Origin of the sequence: Azospirillum melinis (assembly GCF_013340935.1) — a bacterium.
Lineage (GTDB): Bacteria > Pseudomonadota > Alphaproteobacteria > Azospirillales > Azospirillaceae > Azospirillum > Azospirillum melinis.
The window spans coordinates 1-15,424 of record NZ_WHOS01000048.1 but is presented as its reverse complement, the minus strand read 5'-3'; the positions used below and the strand labels follow the sequence as shown (position 1 = coordinate 15,424).

Sequence of the window (15,424 nt, the reverse complement as noted above, 5' to 3'; positions counted from 1 at the left end):
CGGATCAGGCCTGTTGCAGGCGGCGTTCGACCAGCGTGCCGAACAGGGCCAGCGCGCCGTTGATCGCCAGATAGATGAGGCCGGCCGCCAGATAAATCTCGAGCGGGCGGTAGTTGCTGGCCGAGATGGTCTGGCTGGTCCGCGTCAGCTCCGCCACCCCGACGACGGAGATCAGCGAGGATGCCTTCAGCAGCAGGATCAGCTCGTTGACCAGTGCAGGGACCGAGATGCGGAAAGCCTGCGGCAGCAGGATGCGCGTCCAGATCGACGATCCGGGGAAGCCCAGCGCCAGCGCCGCCTCCGACTGGCCGTGCGGGACGGCGTTCAGCGCGCCCCGGTAGATCTCCGACACATAGGCGCCGGACGCGAGGCCGAGTGCCGCGATGGAGGCGACCAGCGGCGGCACGTCGATGCCGATCAGCGGCAGCATGTAGTAGATCAGCAGCAACTGGATCAGCAGGGGAACGCCGCGGAAGAAGCTGACATAGACACCGCCAGCCATGTCGGCCACCCGGCCGCCCGACTGGCGCGCCACGCAGACGACAACGCCGATCACCTGCCCCAGCAGCACGCCGAGCAGAGAGACCCAGATGGTCGTGACAGCCGCTCCCAGCAGATAGGGAAAGGCGTCGATGATGACGCTGAACTTCATCGTGTGGGCCTTCGTCGGCGGTGCCGGAGCCTGTTTCCCTCTCCCTGTCTTCGGCGAAGCCTTGGAGCCGCCTGTCGTGATGGCTGGGGAGAGGGAATACCCAGGTTTTCCTTAGAGCTGCGGTTCCGGAACAGTGGTCGGCAGCTCCTGCGAGACGCCGAACCACTTCTTCTGGATGGCGGCCATGCGGCCGTCCTTCTGGATCTTGACCAGGGCGGCGTTGACCGCCTCGATCAGGCTCTTGTCGTCGTCGCTGGGACGGCCGACCCAGGAGAAGTAGGAGGGCTTGCCGAAGGGCGGCAGGACGACGGCAAAGGTCTCCTTGCGCTGGGCGGCGGCGAAGTTCAGGTTCGGCAGCGAGTTGACCGAGGCGTCGACGCGGCCGGCGGCCAGATCGGCATAGGACTGGTTGCTGTCGACATATTCGCGCACGTCCGGCGGGGTCGGCAGCGTCTGGCCGAATTCCTTCACCTGGGCCAGCTGCGAGGTGCCCTTGCCGCCGCCGACCTTCTTGCCGGCGATGTCTTCCGGCTTGTTGATGGTCTTGTCGTCGGCGCGCTTCATCAGGGCGGCGGTCGCCTCGGAAATCGGAACGGTGAAGGAGTAGCGCTTCATGCGCTCCTTCGTGATGGTGACCGGGGCGATGACCAGATCGAACTTCTTGGCTTCCAGGCCCGGCAGCACGCTGGTCCAGGGCAGGTCCATGTACTTGGCCTTGACGCCCAGTTCCTTCGCCACCTCGTCGAACAGGTCCTTGTCGACACCCTTGTACTCGTTGTTCTCAAGGAAATCGAAGGGCGGGAACTGCATCTCGGTGGCGACGGTGAAGACGCCCGCCTTCTTCACGTCGGCCAGCGTGTCGGCCATCGCCGTCCCGGCGGCGGCACCGGCGACCAGCAGGGTGGCGCCCAGCAGCGCTGTCTTGAACATCGTCCGAACCATAGCCTTGCTCTCCATCGTGAGGTCACCCCTGTTGCGGCCGGCGCCTGTCGCCGGTCCTTTTGTGTTTACAAATTCAACTCGGTCGCACTGTCGGTGATCGACGATCCGCTGAGGCTGAAGCGGTCACCGACCGAGAGGAAATGAACCAGCGTCACCGGCCGGCTGAGATGCATGGTCTGCCGCCGGATCGACAGGCAGGCCGCACCGGCTTCCACCCCCAGCAGGGCCGCCATCTCCGCCGTCGCGTTGACCGCGCGCACGGTGTGGTCGGCCGAGGACCAGGGAACCCGGTCGACCAGCCATCGGCTGGGTGCCACGACATCGAAGGATTCGTCAACCACCTCCGGCACGACGTCGAGATTGACCAGCCGGCGTTCGTGCTGGATCGGCGTGCCGTCGCTGAAATGCAGGCATTCCAGCGTCAGGATCGGCGTTCCGTCGGGCAGGTCGGGCCACCGGATGCCCTCGCCGTTGCGAAAAATCCTGCGGTCGCGGATGCGGAATTCGTAGACACGCCCATCCCGCGCCACCACGTCGCCGATGTCCTCGATGGGCAGGGCGAAGCGGTCGCGGCGGCCGGTGGCGACGAAGGTGCCGGCGCGGCGGCGGCGGACCAGGAAGCCCTCCCGCGCCAGCAGGGCGATGGCCTTGTGCACGGTCTGGCGGGAGACGCCGTAGAGGCTGGACAGTTCCGCCTCGTTGGGAAGGCGCTGGCCCGCCTGCCAGCGTCCGCGCAGGATCTGGCCGGCGACGGCGCGCTTGATCTGGTCGAACAGGGGGCCGCGGCCGTCGAGGGAACTGTCTTTCGGCGTGCTGTCTTTCGGGGCGCTGCCCGGAGCGAGGCCGGTCTGCGCCGGACAGGCTTGCAACGGATGGTCCGGCGGGGACGCCGGTCCGTTACCGCGGTTCTGTCCGGTCAGGCCTTGCCGTGCCAACCCCTGCACCCCGCTCTCCGCGCCGCGTTGCGATGTGACGTTTCGGCGATAATGTATGTACATAATCTTTCGGTCAATCGCGAATTCCCGAGCGTGACACCGGCCATGTTGCAATGCGGCGGAATTCCGCCTATCCGCTTCGCAGGGGCTTGCGCCAACGCTGATAAAAGCCAATTGGAGAGCGGGTTTCGTCGGCTGGAAGGTTTGCGTGCGTGCATGTCGGTTGGAACGGGCAAGGAAGGGTTGAGGGTGCCGGCGGTGGAGAGTCGTGACGATCTCGTCGCCTGCCCCGACTGCGGCCGCCTGCACCGCGTCCGCCTGCCAGCGCCGGGGCGCCGGGCCGAATGCACGCGCTGTGGCGCGGTCCTGTTCCGGAATGGGCGCGGCGGCGTCCGCCACGCGCTGCCGATGGCGGTCGCCAGCGCCCTGATGCTGCTGCTGATCGCCGCCAACCCGCTGATGGGCGTGAACATCCAGGGCAACGACCGCACAAGCCTGGTCACCACCGGGGTCGAGATTCTGGCCGACCAGGGCATGTGGCCGCTGTCGCTGCTGGTCGGCGCGCTGGTGCTGGCCGCCCCCTTCGCCCGCATCATGGCGGTGATCGCCGTGCTGCAACGGGTGCATGACGGTCGCCCGCCCACCCACGTGCGGGAGACCGCGCGTCTCTTCGCCTGGGCCGAGAAACTGCGGCCATGGGCAATGCTGGACGTCTTCCTGCTCGGACTGCTGGTCGGCTATTCGCGGCTGAAGGGCTTCGCCAACGCGGAGTTCCTGGCCGGCGGGCTGGCGCTGGGCGGCTTCGTGCTGGCCGGCACGCTGATGGATCTGGCGCTCGACAGCCGCCGGGTCTGGCAGGCGATCGACCATGTGCCGCCCAGCGATGCGCCGGCGCCCAGGCGCTGGGTCGCCTGCACCGTGTGCCAGAGGGTCCATGGCTGCGACCATGGGCCGGCACCGGACCGCTGCACCCGCTGCCACAGCCGCCTGCACCCGCGCGAACCGAACAGCCTGGAGCGCACCGCGGCGCTGGTGTCCGCAGGTGCCGTGCTCTACATACCCGCCAACCTGCTGCCGGTGATGACCGTCGTCAATTTCGGCCAGGGCGCCCCCAGCACGATCCTCAGCGGCGTGCATGAACTGGCCGAGGCCGGGCTATGGCCGCTGGCCCTGCTGGTCTTCGTCGCCAGCGTCGCCGTGCCGGTGTTGAAGCTGGCGGGGCTCGGCTGGTTCCTCCTGGCCGCGTGGCGGCGTTCGGCCGCGAGGCTGCATGCCCGGACGCGGCTGTACCGCATCATCGACGCCATCGGGCGCTGGTCCAACATCGACGTGTTCATGATCGCCATCCTCACGGCACTGGTGCAGTTCGGTGCCGTCGCCTCCGTCCGCGCCGATCCCGGTGCCATCGCCTTCGCCGGCGTGGTCGTGCTGACCATGATCGCAAGCCACATCTTCGACCCGCGGGTTATGTGGGACCGCGCCGAAGAGGGTGCACCCGATGCGGTGCAGAACGAACAGGGTGGAATGACCCGGCATGGCTGAAGAGACCCGGAACAACCAACCTCCGGCGAACCACCCGCCGGAGGTCGCGACACCGCCGCGCCGGCGGCTGTCGCCCCTGTGGCTGCTGCCGCTGGTGGCGGCGCTGATCGCCGGCTGGCTCGGCTGGCGCTGGTTCGAGGAGCGCGGGCCGCAGATCGTCATCACCTTCCAGTCCGGCGACGGGCTTGAGGCCGGGCGGACACGCATCAAGCACAAGAACGTCGATCTGGGCGTGATCGAATCGGTGCGGCTGTCCGACGACCTGTCGCAGGTGATCGCCACTGCGCGCATGGACCGCACCGCAGCCCGTCACCTGAAGGACGGCACCCGCTTCTGGGTGGTGGCGCCGCGCCTCGGTCTCGGCGGGGTATCGGGGCTCAGCACCGTGGTGTCCGGCACCTATGTGGAGATGGAGCCCGGCGGCGGCGATGACCGACGGGAGTTCGACGCGCTGGACGAGCCGCCGGTGGTCCGCGCCGACGTGCCGGGCCGCAGCTTCAACCTGAAGACCGAGCAGCTGGGGTCGCTGGCCCAGGGCTCTCCCGTCTATTTCCGCGGTGTCCAGGTGGGCGAGGTGATGGGCTACAACCTGTCGCCACAGGACCGCAGCGTGTCGGTGGCGATTTTCGTCCGTGCCCCCTATGAGGGCTTGGTGCATGAGGGAAGCCGCTTCTGGCGCTCGTCGGGCATCCAGTTCTCCGCCGGGGCCGATGGCATCAAGTTCCAGACGGAATCGCTGAAGTCGCTGGCGCTGGGCGGCGTGGTGCTGGAGACCCCTCCCGATCCGGAGGCCGGGGCACAGGCGCTCGATTGGGCCAGCTTCACGCTTTATGAGGATCAGGCGTCCGCCGCGGCGGCACGCGACCGGCTGCGCGTGCGCTACCGGCTGGAGTTCCCCGGTTCGGTGCAGGGGTTGCAGGCCGGAGCGCCGGTGCTGATGCGCGGCTTGACGGTGGGCCATGTCGCCGCCGTGCGGCTGGAGTATGACGAGGCCAAGGAGGAACTGCACATCCCCGTCGAGATCGATTTCGAACCCGATCTGGTCGCCCGGACCTATGCCGTGATCGACGGCAAGCCGATGGACGAGGCGGCGGTGCGCAAGCTGGTGGCCATGCAGGTGCAGAAGGGGCTGCGGGCCCGGCTGGCCTCGGGCAACCTGATCACCGGGCAGAAGCTGGTGTCCTTCGATTACGCTCCCGAGGTGCCACCCTCGTCGGGGCCGGAGCGGTCGGAGTTGCCGACGGTGGCCTCCAGCGACCTCGATTCGATCATGGCCTCGGCCGGGGTGGTGATGGAGAAGATCTCCGCCCTGCCGCTGGACGGGCTGATCGCCGACCTGCGCGGCACCTTGCAGTCGGTGGGCGGCCTCGCGGGGTCGCCGGACCTCGCGCGGTCGCTGGCCGCGCTTGCCAAGGCATTGGGCAGCGCCGATGCGCTGATGCGCGACGCCGACCGGCAGCTGCCGCAACTGGTGAAGAGCCTGCGCGGGGTGGCGACCGCGGCTGAGGGAACGCTGAAGAACGCCAACGGGCTGCTGGGCGGTGGGAGCGGGCAGGCGGACCTGCCGGGTGTGATGCGGCAGTTGAACGATGCCGCGCGGTCCTTCCGTGTGCTGGCCGACTATCTGGAACGTCACCCTGAAGCGCTGCTGCGAGGCAAGAAATAATGGGACGGGGAGCAGAGGGGATGAATGTGATGCGCGGATTCCGGAATGCTGCGCTGGCGCTGCCGCTTTTCGTGCTGGCGGCCTGCCAGTCGACGCCGGACAGCCGGCTCTACACGCTGGCGATGATTCCGCCGGCCGCTTCGGCGCAGCCGGCGGCGACAACGTTCCGGACCCTGGCCTTGGGCTCGCTCGACCTGCCCATGCTGATCGATCGGCCGCAGATCGTCCGCCGCATCGACGGCAACCGGGTGGAGACGTTGGAGTATGACCGCTGGGCGGAGCCGCTGGCCGACGGCCTGCGCTCCACCCTGGCCGGCGACCTCGCGGCACGGTTGCCGGGGACGACGGTGCTGCCGGTTGCCGGCAGCGGGCTGGCCGAGGGGACGCCGGTGCTGGCCGTCACCGTGCTGCGTTTCGATGCCGACGCCACCGGGCGTGTGGTTCTGGATGCGCAATGGACCCTGTCATCCGGCAGCGGGTCCGGTGGACGCAGGATCGCGCCGGCGCGCGAAACCGTCGAGGTGCCGTCCGGCGGTGCGGAGGCCGATGCGCAGGTTCGGACGATGAGCCAGGCGGTCGGCCAGCTGGCGGATCGCATCGCCGCGGGATTGCGGCGCTAGGCTGCACGCACGGAGCCGCCTCAGTGCAGCAGGGTGGCGCCGCGGTCGGCGGTGGGGCTCGGCCCGGCCCGCGGCCTGTCGATGGGAGAGGCGGTCGGCCGGCTCGGCATCGGCGACGCCTGCGCAGGGTCCGGCAGCGTCAGGCCGGCACGGGCGAGGGACGCAGCCAATACGCAGAGCGGCGCCATCGCCATGCGCACGGCGGTCAGCGACAGCCAGTCGTTCATCAGCACCCCGGCCTCGCCATGCAACCCTTGCTGGGCCAGCCGCAACATGTCGAGCAGCAGCGCCTCGTCGGTGCCCAAGGCCGGGCAGGGCGGACGGTGGAGGTCAAGCGGGCGGTTGGTGGCGGCGAGTACAATCCGCATCAGCGTGTCGAACGCCACCGCCGCGTCGTTCGACAGCCCGGCGGCGGTCATTCCATCCTGCCAATGCGGATGCTGCCGCTCCGGTTCGCGCAGAGGCTCCGCCCACAGCCGCAGCACCGAGACGACCAGCGTCTCTGCATCGCACAGATCCTGGAAGCGCTCGCGGCGAGGGGCGGCGCGGCGATGAAACTGCATGCTGGACATGGCGGACTCCGCTTGGGGTGGATCAGCGGAGAGTAGGATGCTCAAAATGCGAATGCAAGTCATTCGCAAATATAGTCGTGCCCGGCCTGTCTTCAGCGTTGCGACCATCGGGTCAGCCAGCCGGCGAGCCGGTCGAACCCGGCATCGATCACCACGGCGAGTGCGGCGACGATCAGCGCACCTTGGATGACATAGGCCTGGTTGGACCCGTTCAGCCCGACGATGATCGGCAGACCCAGGGTCTTGGCGCCGACGGTGGAGGCGATGGCGGCGGTGCCGACATTGATGATGACGGCGGTGCGGATGCCCGCCAGGATCACCGGGGCGGCCAGGGGCAGCTCGACGCGGAACAGCACCTCCGCCGGCCCCATGCCCAGGCCGCGGGCCGAGTCCAGCACCGGGGCCGGGACGCCGTCCAACCCGGCGACCGTGTTCTCCACCACCGGTAACAGGGCGTAGAGCGTCAGGGCGATCAGCGCCGGTTCGGGGCCGAAGCCCATCACCGGAACCGCCAGCGCCAGCACTGCCACCGGTGGGAAGGTCTGGCCCATGGTGGCGACGGTTTCCAGCAGGCCGCGGAATTCCCGCCCCCAGGGACGGGTGACGGCGATGCCGGCACCACCGCCCAGCATGATCGCGGCGAGGCTGGAGGCGCCGACCAGCGCCATATGGTCGAGCGTCAGGCTGACGAAGCTCTCCGCCTCGTACAGCGGCCGGTCCAGGCGGGGGAACAGAGTCGCGAACAGCGGCTTCAGCGACGGCATGCCCAGCACCAGCGCCACCAGCACCACCAGACCCAGCATCAGCCGGTCGGTCAGGAAATCCCGTGGGGCCATGCCGGCGCCGGTCATGCGGTGCCGCCGGGGACCACACCGCCGGAGGTGGGACGGACGAGGTCGGAGAGGTGCAGCACGCCGGCCGGCCGGCCGTCGCCGTCCACCACCGGCAGCCGCTCGGTGCCGCGGGCGACCATCTCCGACAGGGCGCGGTGCAGCGGGGTCTCCGCAGCCAGCGGTTCGCCGGTCACGCTCTCCTGCCGGCGGGCGCGGTCGCCGACCGTCTCCACCGCCAGCCGTTTCAGCCCCCATTCCTCGCGCCCGACAAGGTCGCGCACCAGCGGGCTGGCCGGACGGGTCAGGATGTCCAGCGGCGTGGCGCATTGGATCAGCCGGCCATGGTCCATCACCGCGATGCGGTCGCCAAGCCGCAGCGCCTCGTCCATGTCGTGGGTGACGAAGACCACGGTGGTGCCGGTACGGCGGTGGATGGCCGACAGTTCCGTTTGCAAGCTGGCGCGGGTGATCGGGTCGAGCGCGCTGAACGGTTCGTCCATCAGCAGGATGCGCGGTTCCGCCGCCAGGGCGCGGGCGACGCCGACGCGCTGCTGCTGTCCGCCTGACAACTGGTGCGGATAGGCGCCGCGGTACCGGCGGGGGTCGAGGTTCAGCAATTCCAGCAGTTCCGTCACCCGGTCGCGGATGCGCGCCTTGGGCCAGCCGAGCAGGCCGGGGACGGTGGCGATGTTGCGTTCCACCGTCCAGTGCGGGAACAGACCGACCGACTGGATGACGTAACCCATGCGGCGGCGCAGTTCCTCCGGCTTCAGGGACGCGATGTCCTCGCCATCGATGCGGATGGCGCCCTCGTCGGCGGGGATCAGCCGGTTGATCATCCGTAGCACCGTCGATTTGCCGGAGCCGGACGGCCCGATCAGCACGCGGAACTCCCCTTCCGCCACGGTGAAGGACACGGCATCCACCGCCGTCCAGGAGCCGAAGCGCTTGGTCACCTGCTCGAATTCGATCATGGCGCACTCTTTCCCGGCAGGACGCCGATGCTGTGGGTGGCGGCGGCAATGCCGATGGAAAGCAGGGCGTCGGCCGCCACTGCCAGCAGAATGACGGGAACGGCGCCCAGCAGCACAAGGTCCAGCGCGTTGGCGAAAAGCCCCTGGAACATGATGGCACCCAGCCCGCCCGCACCGATCAGTGCCGCCACCGCCGCCAGCCCGACCGCCTGGACCACGGTGATGCGCAGTCCCGACAGGAAGACCGGCAGCGCCAGCGGCAGGTCGACGCGCAGGAAGATCTGGCGCGGCGTCAGTCCCATGCCTCGGGCGGCCTCCCGCACCGGGGCGGGAACGCCGTCCAGCCCGACCGCCGTGTTGCGGACGATGGGCAGCAGCGAATAGAGCGTCAGGGCGATCACCGCCGGCAGGGGGCCGACCCCGCTGATCCCCGTCCCCGGCAGCATCGCGCCCAGCGCCGCCAGCGGAGCCATCAGCAGACCGAACAGGGCGATGGACGGCACTGTCTGCACCACGTTCAGCACCGGGAACACCGCACGCCCGACCGCCTGCACCCGGTGGGCCGCGACGCCGAGAGGAATGCCGATCAGCAGGGTCGGGACCAGCGCCGCCACCACCAGCGTGGCGTGGCGCAGTACGGCGTCGGCGAAAATCTCGCGCCGGTTGGCGTATTCCTTGAGGATCGACAGCGCGTCGAGATGACCGGATGCCAGTTGCAGCGCCACCAGCGCGGCGACCGCTCCGCCGACCGCCATCCGGCCGATGGCGCCCAGCCCCAGCCGGCGCGCCGCGTCGATGGCGGTCAGCAGACCCGCTGCCGCCATCACCCAGAAGCCGGAGGCGAAGGAGGTCCGCGCCGCTGCGGACGCTCCCTGGGCCAGTGCCGCCGCCTGCGCGCCCGCCAGCCAGACCAGCCCGGCGGTGAACAGTCCGCCCGCCGCGACGGTCAGGCCAATCCCGGCACGGGTGGGCCGCAGGAACGGCGTCGCCAGCAGCACCAACCCCGGCAGCAGCGCCGCCGCCCCGCCCAGCCCCTGCACCGCCGCCCACAGCGGCACCGGCCGTCCCGACAGCAGACGGTTGGGTGCGAAGCCGAGAAAGGGCAAGGCCATGGCGGCGACCGCCGCGGCCAGAACCATCAGCAGGGCGACGCGGTTGTGCACGAGAAGTCGGCTGGTCACGTCGCCGGCTTATTTCAGGAAGCCCTTGGACTTCAGGTAGTCGGTGGCGACCTGCTTCTGGTCCTGGCCGTCCACCGAGATCTTGGCGTTCAGCCCGCGCAGGGTCTCGGCATCCAGGCTGGAGAAGACCGGGTTCAGCAGATCGGCGATCTTCGGGTTGGCGGTCAGCACGGTGGCGCGGACGGTCGGCGCCGGCTCATACACCATCTGCGCGCCCTTGGTGTCGGCCAGCACGACGAGGTCGAGTGCCGCGATGGCGCCGTCGGTGCCGTAGACCATGGCGGTGTTGACGCCGGACGTCTGTTCGGCCGCCGCACGGATGGTGGCCGCGGTGTCGCCGCCGGCCAGGATCAGCATCTGGTCGGGCTTGAGCGCGAAGCCGTAGGTCTGCTGGAAGGAGGGCAGGGCGGCCGGGCTTTCCACGAACTCCGCCGATGCGGCGACCTTGGCCTTGCCGCCGCCGCCAACCCACTTGGCGAAATCCTCCATGGTCTTCAGCTTGTTGGCGTCGGCCACGTCGCGCCGCACGGCCAGCGCCCAGGTGTTGTTGGCCGGGGCCGGCTTCAGCCAGACGATGCTGTTCTTCTCCTGGTCGAGCTGCCGGACCTTGTCGTAGCCGGCCCCGGCATTCTTCCAGACCGGATCGCTGTCGACGTTGAAGAAGAAGGCGCCGTTGCCGGTATATTCGGGATAGATGTCGATCTCGCCGGACAGCAGGGCGCCGCGCACGATCTTGGTCGGGCCCAGCTGAATCTTGTTCTCCGTCGGGATGCCGCCTGCCTGCAAGACCTGCAGGATCATGGTGCCGAGCAGCCCGCTTTCGGCATCCAGCTTCGAGCCGACGCGGACCGCATCCGCCGCCTGTGCCGTGCCGGCGGCAAGACCGACCGCCAGAATTGCCGCACCCATGGCCGCACCCATGAAGGCGCGGCTCTTGTTGAAGATCGTGAACACCCCGGAACCTCCCCCTGAAAGCATTGGGAAAAGGATGGGTGACGGCTGCGCTTACGGCAAGCCGCGCTTTTCGTCTGTCCTGTCCCGGATATGAGTTTTCGCCTATTTCCCTGAGGAACTTCCCATCCAGTGAAACTGTTGAGCGGGGAAACCCCCATAGCCCAACAGGAGGATCCGATGTCCCAGGGCGACAAGGACAAATACACCGACAAGCAGAAGCGCAAGGCCGAGCATATCGAAGAAAGTTACGAGAAGCGCGGCGTGTCCAAAGATGAGGCAGAAAGCCGCGCCTGGGCGACGGTCAACAAGCAGGATGGCGGCGGCAAGAAGGGCGGGTCGGGACACGACAAGTGAGGGCGGCGGAAAGGCAGGGGGAGATCGCGGCCGATACTCCCCCCGACACAAAACTTCTCTAGAGACCCCTATAGGTCCACTCCGTCCCCAGTGCCGCGGCGTCGCGGTCGCGCAGCACGGCGACCTCCGCATGGGCCGGCGACACTTCGCAAACCGGGTCGGTCGCATCGGCGCTGCCCGCCAGTGCCAGAGCCTGACAGCGGCAGCCGCCCCAATCCTCCTCCTTGTGGTCGCAGGACTGGCAGGGCTCCGGCATCCAGTCGGTGCCGCGGTAGCGGGCGAAGGCTGGGCCATCGCGCCAGATGTCGGACAGGCTGCGGTCGTGCACCGTCTCGAACGCCATCCCCGGAATCGTCTCCGCCGCATGGCAGGGCAGAACCCGGCCGCGCGGGGTGACGTTCATGAAGCGGCGCGCCCAGCCGCCCATGCAGCTCTTCGGCCGGCGGGCGTAATAATCCGGCACGACGTAATCGACCACGATCCGACCCGCCAGTTCTGGCAGCCGGCCGCGCACCGCAGCGTCCATCGCCAGCAACTGCTCACGCGACGGCATCAGGGCCGCGCGGTTGGCGAGCGCCCAGCCGTAATACTGCACGTTGGCGATTTCGATCCGTCCGGCACCGAGATCCATCGCCAGATCGATGACGTCATTCACCCGGTCGATGTTGTGGCGGTGCAGAACCGCGTTGATGGTCAGCGCCATACCCTGCCGGACCACCGCCCGTGCCACCTCCAGCTTCTTCACGTGACCGCCCTTGAAGCCGCCGACGCGGTCGGCGCCGGTCGCTTCGGCATCCTGAAGGCTGATCTGCACGTGCTGAAGCCCGGCGCGCTGCAACCGCTCCAACCGGGCCCGGTCGAGCAGCACGGCGGAGGTGATGAGGTTGCTGTAGAGGCCGATCTCCGTCGCGTGGGCGACCAGCTCCTCCAGATCCTTGCGGACGCAGGGCTCTCCGCCGGAGAAATGCACCTGGAGCGCACCGACGTCCGCCGCTTCGTCCAGCACGCGCTTCCAGGTGGCGGTGTCCAGTTCCGCGCTGGCGGACTCGAGCGCCACCGGGTTGGAGCAATAGGGGCAGCGCAGCGGGCAGCGGTGCGTCAACTCCATCAGCACCGCGAAGGGCGGGGCCGGTTCGGCGGCCGGGGATGCCGCGAAGGTGGGCAGGGCGCAGCTCATTGAACACACCTCCTGGAGACACACCTCCCGGGGCATCTCATGTGACGACATAACCCTTGTTGCGCAGGTCGGTCAGCATCTCCAGGACATCGGCGGCGACCTCCGTGCGCGGCGCGTCGTATTCCACGGTCAGCCGGTCGATGCCGGCGGCCACATCGGCGATCTCCGCACCGACGCAGGCGCGCACCACCGCCAGCGCCATCTCGTCCAGCACCAGAAGCCGCTCCGGCCCCATCAGCATCCACTGGCCGCGGCGGCGGTCGTTGCGCAGCATGACTCCGGGGGCCAGCCTCAACCGGTCGGTCTCGGCAATGTGGGGAGCGACGGCGTTCACCGGCTGTACCGTGTCGGTTCCATGTCCACCGGCACGAAGGCGCCGGGCGGAATCAGGTTGGGGGTGACATAGGCATGGTGCAGGGCATCCAGCTGCGCCCACAGCAGCTCGGTCTTGAAGCGCAGGGCGCGCAGGCATTGCTGCTGCTGTTCCGCTGTATGGGCATTGGTCAGCACATAGTCCAGACCGAATTCCACGTCGCGCGGTGCCTCATCCAGCCGCTTGCGGAAATAGGACAGCGTGCTGTCGTTGGCGAAGGCGTAGTTGCGCTCGAACCCGGCGATGCGTTCGCGGTGGATCGACGGCGCGAACAGCTCGGTCAGCGAGGACGCCACCGCTTCAAGCAGCGAATGGTCGCGCACGAAGTTGACATAGGCATCCACGGCGAAGCGGGTGGCGGGCAGAAGACCTTCCAGCGACTTTACATAGTCGCGATCCAGCCCCAACCCGTCGGTCAGCCGCAACCAGCGTTCGATGCCGCCGACCTTGGTCTCGTCCAGTTCGCCGGTCTGGGTCAGCCCGTCATGGTCCAGCACGCGCTGCAACCAGGCGCGGCGCAACGCCGGATCGTCCATGCGCGACATGATGGTCAGATCCTTGCGCGGGATCGATACCTGATAATAGAAGCGGTTCAGCGCCCAGGCCTGGATCTGCCCCTTTTGCAGCTTGCCGCCGTGCAGCAGCTGATGGAACGGGTGGAGGTCGTGATACTGCCGCTCGCCGATGGCATAGAGCGCGGCGCGGAACTCCTCGCGGGACATCAGCTCAGTCATAGGGTCAGCTCCAGCCCGTCATGGGCGATGCGCCAGCCGGCCGCCTCGGCCTCCGCCCGTTCGGGCGAATCCTCCAGCAGGGCGGGGTTCGTGTTGTTGATGTGGATGTAGAACTTGCGGGCGACGCTCAGCGGCGCGAAGGCGGCCATGCTGCCGGCCGGTCCCGACATCGGCATGTGGCCCATGCGTGCCGCCGTCTTCACCCCGGTGCCGCTACGGATCATCTCATCGTCGGTCCAGGTTGTGCCGTCGAACAGCACGAGCGGCGCCCCATGCAGCCGGTCGGCCAGCCAGCCCGGCATGGCGGCGCAGCCGGGGATGTAGAAGAAGCCGTCGCTGGACCCGTCGCTTGGGCGGATGCGCAGCGCCACCGTGTCCTCGGCGACGGAGCCGAAGCCGGGACCGGCCGACGCATCCTCCAGATAGAGCGCCACCTTGCCCGGCACCGCGAACACCTCGACCTCCAGTCCCAGCGGCCGACCGTCGGCGCCGGCGGGCTGGAAGGGTTCGCCCAGCGCCATCGGGCGGCGCGCGACCAGTTCGGGATTCAACACGTTGAACACGCTGTTGCCGGCCAGCACGCCATGGACGCGCGGGGTGGCATAAACGGCGAAGGGATGAGATTCGCGAAGGGTCAGCAGGCCCGCCACATGGTCGATGTCTGCATTGGTCAGCAGCACCGCGCCGATCGGATTGCCGCGCAGACCATTCCGGGGATGCAGCTGCGGGTTGGCGAGCAGCTGCGCGCCGAGATCGGGCGAGGCGTTCAGCAACAGCCAGCGTTCGCCGTCGGCGGTCACCGCCAGCGACGATTGGGTGCGGGGCTTGGCCGCCGGGTCACCGGAACGGGCACGGCGGCAACCCTCGCAGGCGCAGTTCCATTGCGGGAAGCCCCCGCCGGCTGCCGAACCGAGTACGAGAATCTTCATGGCCACCGTCTTGAGCGCGTCTTGGGCGCGGTCCTTGAGAAAAAGGCCCTATGGAAGGCAGGTCCGGGGAAGTGCTGTCACGCCGTGCTTCCCCGGCCCCGGTTCGTCCGGCTTACAGGCCGGCGCAGGCGTAGGCGTTGATCTCGGTGCCGACGGCGATTTCGGTGGTCTTCGGTTTGCGCCAGGTCTTCATCGCGTGATACTCCTGCTTGCTGACTGTTGCTTACCAGGATGGTTGGCAAGATGAAGAGTAGCGGTCCGGGGCGGAGGGCCGCCATGCTACCATGGTGTAATCCGCCATCTCCTTCGGTGCCGACCCGCCCCCGATATCAGGGAGTGGGAGCAGTGGGAGGCGGCAGCGGATGCGCCTCCTCCGTCGGCAGACCGGCTTCCATCCAGCCGTCGATGCCTGTCGGGTACCAATGGACACGGGCATACCCAAGCAACACCGCCCGCTTGGCCGCGTTCCATGACAGCCAGCAATCGGACAGGCAGTAGAACAAAAGATCGCGGGAGCGGTCGCCGCCGGTCAGACGGTCCAACTCGGACTCGAACCATGCCAGCGTCGCCGGATCGGGGGCGCCCACCCCCACATTGGGCAGCCAGACGCTGCCGGGTATTTGCCGGTAGGGCTTCGATTGCAACCAGGGGCCGCCGGGCAATGTGCTGCGCTCCAGGCGCTGGACGAAGACAGGAATAAGACGGCCTTGCGACAGCAACGCCTGCACCGCAGGGGTGTCGACCGTCTCCGCCCCGAGGACCCCGTCCGGCGTGGGGGAGCGGTAGTCTGACAGGCGGTAGCCGTCCGGCTGTGGAATGCCGGCGGCAAGGGTGGGCGTGATGAGGGCGAGGGTGAGAAGGAGAGCCGCGACTGCTGGGAGGGTGGATCCTTTACACCACACCCAGGCCACGAGACCCTTCTTGATATCCTATGCCCGTTTCTCGTTTAAAAAAAAAAAAAACTACTGTAGTTATGGCAGCGTTGC

Annotated in this window: 18 protein-coding genes; 4 read left to right on the top strand and 14 right to left on the bottom strand. The window is 68.4% G+C overall.

The window, feature by feature from the left end; all coding sequences use genetic code 11:
• Positions 1-4 precede the first annotated feature (4 nt).
• The 3 genes from GBZ48_RS26630 to GBZ48_RS26620 all read right to left on the bottom strand — a co-directional run bounded on the left by GBZ48_RS26630 (position 5) and on the right by GBZ48_RS26620 (position 2,463).
• The gene (locus tag GBZ48_RS26630; protein ID WP_174473782.1) at positions 5-652 is read right to left on the bottom strand and encodes an amino acid ABC transporter permease; all 648 of its coding nucleotides are present in this window, start codon (positions 650-652) and stop codon (positions 5-7) included.
• A 111-nt stretch (positions 653-763) separates the two neighbouring features.
• Positions 764-1,594 carry a transporter substrate-binding domain-containing protein gene (locus tag GBZ48_RS26625; RefSeq protein ID WP_246307473.1) on the bottom strand — a complete coding sequence of 277 codons (831 nt, stop codon included), beginning with the start codon at positions 1,592-1,594 and terminating at the stop codon, positions 764-766.
• 65 nt (positions 1,595-1,659) lie between these two features.
• Positions 1,660-2,463, bottom strand: coding sequence for a histidine utilization transcriptional repressor HutC (locus GBZ48_RS26620; RefSeq protein WP_246307472.1), 804 nt, complete (start codon positions 2,461-2,463; stop codon positions 1,660-1,662).
• Positions 2,464-2,745: 282 nt separating this feature from the next.
• Between GBZ48_RS26620 and GBZ48_RS26615 the strand changes: the two genes are divergently transcribed.
• From GBZ48_RS26615 to GBZ48_RS26605, 3 genes are read left to right on the top strand one after another with little or no spacing between them, the layout of a single operon-like run.
• The gene (locus GBZ48_RS26615) at positions 2,746-4,071 is read left to right on the top strand and encodes a paraquat-inducible protein A (protein ID WP_246307471.1); all 1,326 of its coding nucleotides are present in this window, start codon (positions 2,746-2,748) and stop codon (positions 4,069-4,071) included.
• Positions 4,064-5,737 carry a PqiB family protein gene (locus GBZ48_RS26610; protein ID WP_174473780.1) on the top strand — a complete coding sequence of 558 codons (1,674 nt, stop codon included), beginning with the start codon at positions 4,064-4,066 and terminating at the stop codon, positions 5,735-5,737. The genes GBZ48_RS26615 and GBZ48_RS26610 overlap by 8 nt, the downstream gene beginning before the upstream one ends.
• 29 nt (positions 5,738-5,766) lie before the next feature.
• Complete coding sequence (locus GBZ48_RS26605; protein WP_246307470.1) at positions 5,767-6,357, top strand: PqiC family protein; 591 nt, start codon at positions 5,767-5,769, stop codon at positions 6,355-6,357.
• A 20-nt stretch (positions 6,358-6,377) separates the two neighbouring features.
• Here GBZ48_RS26605 and GBZ48_RS26600 read toward each other — a convergent pair whose 3' ends face one another.
• The 5 genes from GBZ48_RS26600 to osmF form a co-directional block, all read right to left on the bottom strand.
• Positions 6,378-6,929 carry a hypothetical protein gene (locus GBZ48_RS26600; RefSeq protein ID WP_174473778.1) on the bottom strand — a complete coding sequence of 184 codons (552 nt, stop codon included), beginning with the start codon at positions 6,927-6,929 and terminating at the stop codon, positions 6,378-6,380.
• 92 nt (positions 6,930-7,021) lie between these two features.
• Positions 7,022-7,780, bottom strand: coding sequence for an ABC transporter permease (locus tag GBZ48_RS26595; protein ID WP_246307469.1), 759 nt, complete (start codon positions 7,778-7,780; stop codon positions 7,022-7,024).
• The gene (locus GBZ48_RS26590; RefSeq protein ID WP_174473777.1) at positions 7,777-8,736 is read right to left on the bottom strand and encodes an ABC transporter ATP-binding protein; all 960 of its coding nucleotides are present in this window, start codon (positions 8,734-8,736) and stop codon (positions 7,777-7,779) included. Before GBZ48_RS26590 ends, GBZ48_RS26595 begins: the two co-directional genes overlap by 4 nt.
• Complete coding sequence (locus GBZ48_RS26585; RefSeq protein ID WP_343049681.1) at positions 8,733-9,917, bottom strand: ABC transporter permease; 1,185 nt, start codon at positions 9,915-9,917, stop codon at positions 8,733-8,735. The genes GBZ48_RS26590 and GBZ48_RS26585 overlap by 4 nt, the downstream gene beginning before the upstream one ends.
• A gap of 9 nt (positions 9,918-9,926) precedes the next feature.
• The gene (gene osmF / locus GBZ48_RS26580; RefSeq protein WP_343049680.1) at positions 9,927-10,871 is read right to left on the bottom strand and encodes a glycine betaine ABC transporter substrate-binding protein OsmF; all 945 of its coding nucleotides are present in this window, start codon (positions 10,869-10,871) and stop codon (positions 9,927-9,929) included.
• A 177-nt stretch (positions 10,872-11,048) separates the two neighbouring features.
• Between osmF and GBZ48_RS26575 the strand changes: the two genes are divergently transcribed.
• Entirely contained in the window at positions 11,049-11,225 is a 177-nt protein-coding gene (locus tag GBZ48_RS26575) for a hypothetical protein (protein ID WP_174473776.1), read from the top strand.
• A 58-nt stretch (positions 11,226-11,283) separates the two neighbouring features.
• On the opposite strand, the gene pqqE is transcribed toward GBZ48_RS26575, so the two are convergent.
• From pqqE to GBZ48_RS26545, 6 genes are all read right to left on the bottom strand, one after another.
• Entirely contained in the window at positions 11,284-12,402 is a 1,119-nt protein-coding gene (gene pqqE / locus GBZ48_RS26570; RefSeq protein WP_174473775.1) for a pyrroloquinoline quinone biosynthesis protein PqqE, read from the bottom strand.
• A gap of 37 nt (positions 12,403-12,439) precedes the next feature.
• Positions 12,440-12,736: a pyrroloquinoline quinone biosynthesis peptide chaperone PqqD gene (gene pqqD / locus GBZ48_RS26565; protein ID WP_174473774.1), complete on the bottom strand. Its 297-nt coding sequence runs from the start codon at positions 12,734-12,736 to the stop codon at positions 12,440-12,442.
• Positions 12,733-13,509: a pyrroloquinoline-quinone synthase PqqC gene (pqqC, locus tag GBZ48_RS26560; RefSeq protein ID WP_209798530.1), complete on the bottom strand. Its 777-nt coding sequence runs from the start codon at positions 13,507-13,509 to the stop codon at positions 12,733-12,735. The genes pqqD and pqqC overlap by 4 nt, the downstream gene beginning before the upstream one ends.
• Positions 13,506-14,438 carry a pyrroloquinoline quinone biosynthesis protein PqqB gene (gene pqqB / locus GBZ48_RS26555; protein WP_174473773.1) on the bottom strand — a complete coding sequence of 311 codons (933 nt, stop codon included), beginning with the start codon at positions 14,436-14,438 and terminating at the stop codon, positions 13,506-13,508. The genes pqqC and pqqB overlap by 4 nt, the downstream gene beginning before the upstream one ends.
• A 112-nt stretch (positions 14,439-14,550) precedes the next feature.
• Positions 14,551-14,631 (bottom strand): pyrroloquinoline quinone precursor peptide PqqA, encoded by an 81-nt coding sequence (gene pqqA, locus GBZ48_RS26550; RefSeq protein WP_014249839.1) that lies wholly within the window; start codon positions 14,629-14,631, stop codon positions 14,551-14,553.
• A gap of 136 nt (positions 14,632-14,767) precedes the next feature.
• Positions 14,768-15,340 (bottom strand): rhodanese-like domain-containing protein, encoded by a 573-nt coding sequence (locus GBZ48_RS26545; protein WP_343049679.1) that lies wholly within the window; start codon positions 15,338-15,340, stop codon positions 14,768-14,770.
• Positions 15,341-15,424 lie beyond the last annotated feature (84 nt).

What these genes read in the sequence shown, in the direction of transcription:
- pqqE (WP_174473775.1), bottom strand. Translation starts at nt 12,402, where the DNA reads ATGAGCTGCGCCCTGCCCACCTTCGCGGCATCCCCGGCCGCCGAACCG.
- pqqB (WP_174473773.1), bottom strand. Translation starts at nt 14,438, where the DNA reads ATGAAGATTCTCGTACTCGGTTCGGCAGCCGGCGGGGGCTTCCCGCAA.
- GBZ48_RS26625 (WP_246307473.1), bottom strand. Translation starts at nt 1,594, where the DNA reads ATGGTTCGGACGATGTTCAAGACAGCGCTGCTGGGCGCCACCCTGCTG.
- GBZ48_RS26610 (WP_174473780.1), top strand. Translation starts at nt 4,064, where the DNA reads ATGGCTGAAGAGACCCGGAACAACCAACCTCCGGCGAACCACCCGCCG.
- GBZ48_RS26575 (WP_174473776.1), top strand. Translation starts at nt 11,049, where the DNA reads ATGTCCCAGGGCGACAAGGACAAATACACCGACAAGCAGAAGCGCAAG.
- GBZ48_RS26590 (WP_174473777.1), bottom strand. Translation starts at nt 8,736, where the DNA reads ATGATCGAATTCGAGCAGGTGACCAAGCGCTTCGGCTCCTGGACGGCG.
- GBZ48_RS26630 (WP_174473782.1), bottom strand. Translation starts at nt 652, where the DNA reads ATGAAGTTCAGCGTCATCATCGACGCCTTTCCCTATCTGCTGGGAGCG.
- GBZ48_RS26615 (WP_246307471.1), top strand. Translation starts at nt 2,746, where the DNA reads ATGTCGGTTGGAACGGGCAAGGAAGGGTTGAGGGTGCCGGCGGTGGAG.
- pqqC (WP_209798530.1), bottom strand. Translation starts at nt 13,509, where the DNA reads ATGACTGAGCTGATGTCCCGCGAGGAGTTCCGCGCCGCGCTCTATGCC.
- GBZ48_RS26600 (WP_174473778.1), bottom strand. Translation starts at nt 6,929, where the DNA reads ATGTCCAGCATGCAGTTTCATCGCCGCGCCGCCCCTCGCCGCGAGCGC.
- pqqA (WP_014249839.1), bottom strand. Translation starts at nt 14,631, where the DNA reads ATGAAGACCTGGCGCAAACCGAAGACCACCGAAATCGCCGTCGGCACC.
- GBZ48_RS26605 (WP_246307470.1), top strand. Translation starts at nt 5,767, where the DNA reads ATGCGCGGATTCCGGAATGCTGCGCTGGCGCTGCCGCTTTTCGTGCTG.
- GBZ48_RS26595 (WP_246307469.1), bottom strand. Translation starts at nt 7,780, where the DNA reads ATGACCGGCGCCGGCATGGCCCCACGGGATTTCCTGACCGACCGGCTG.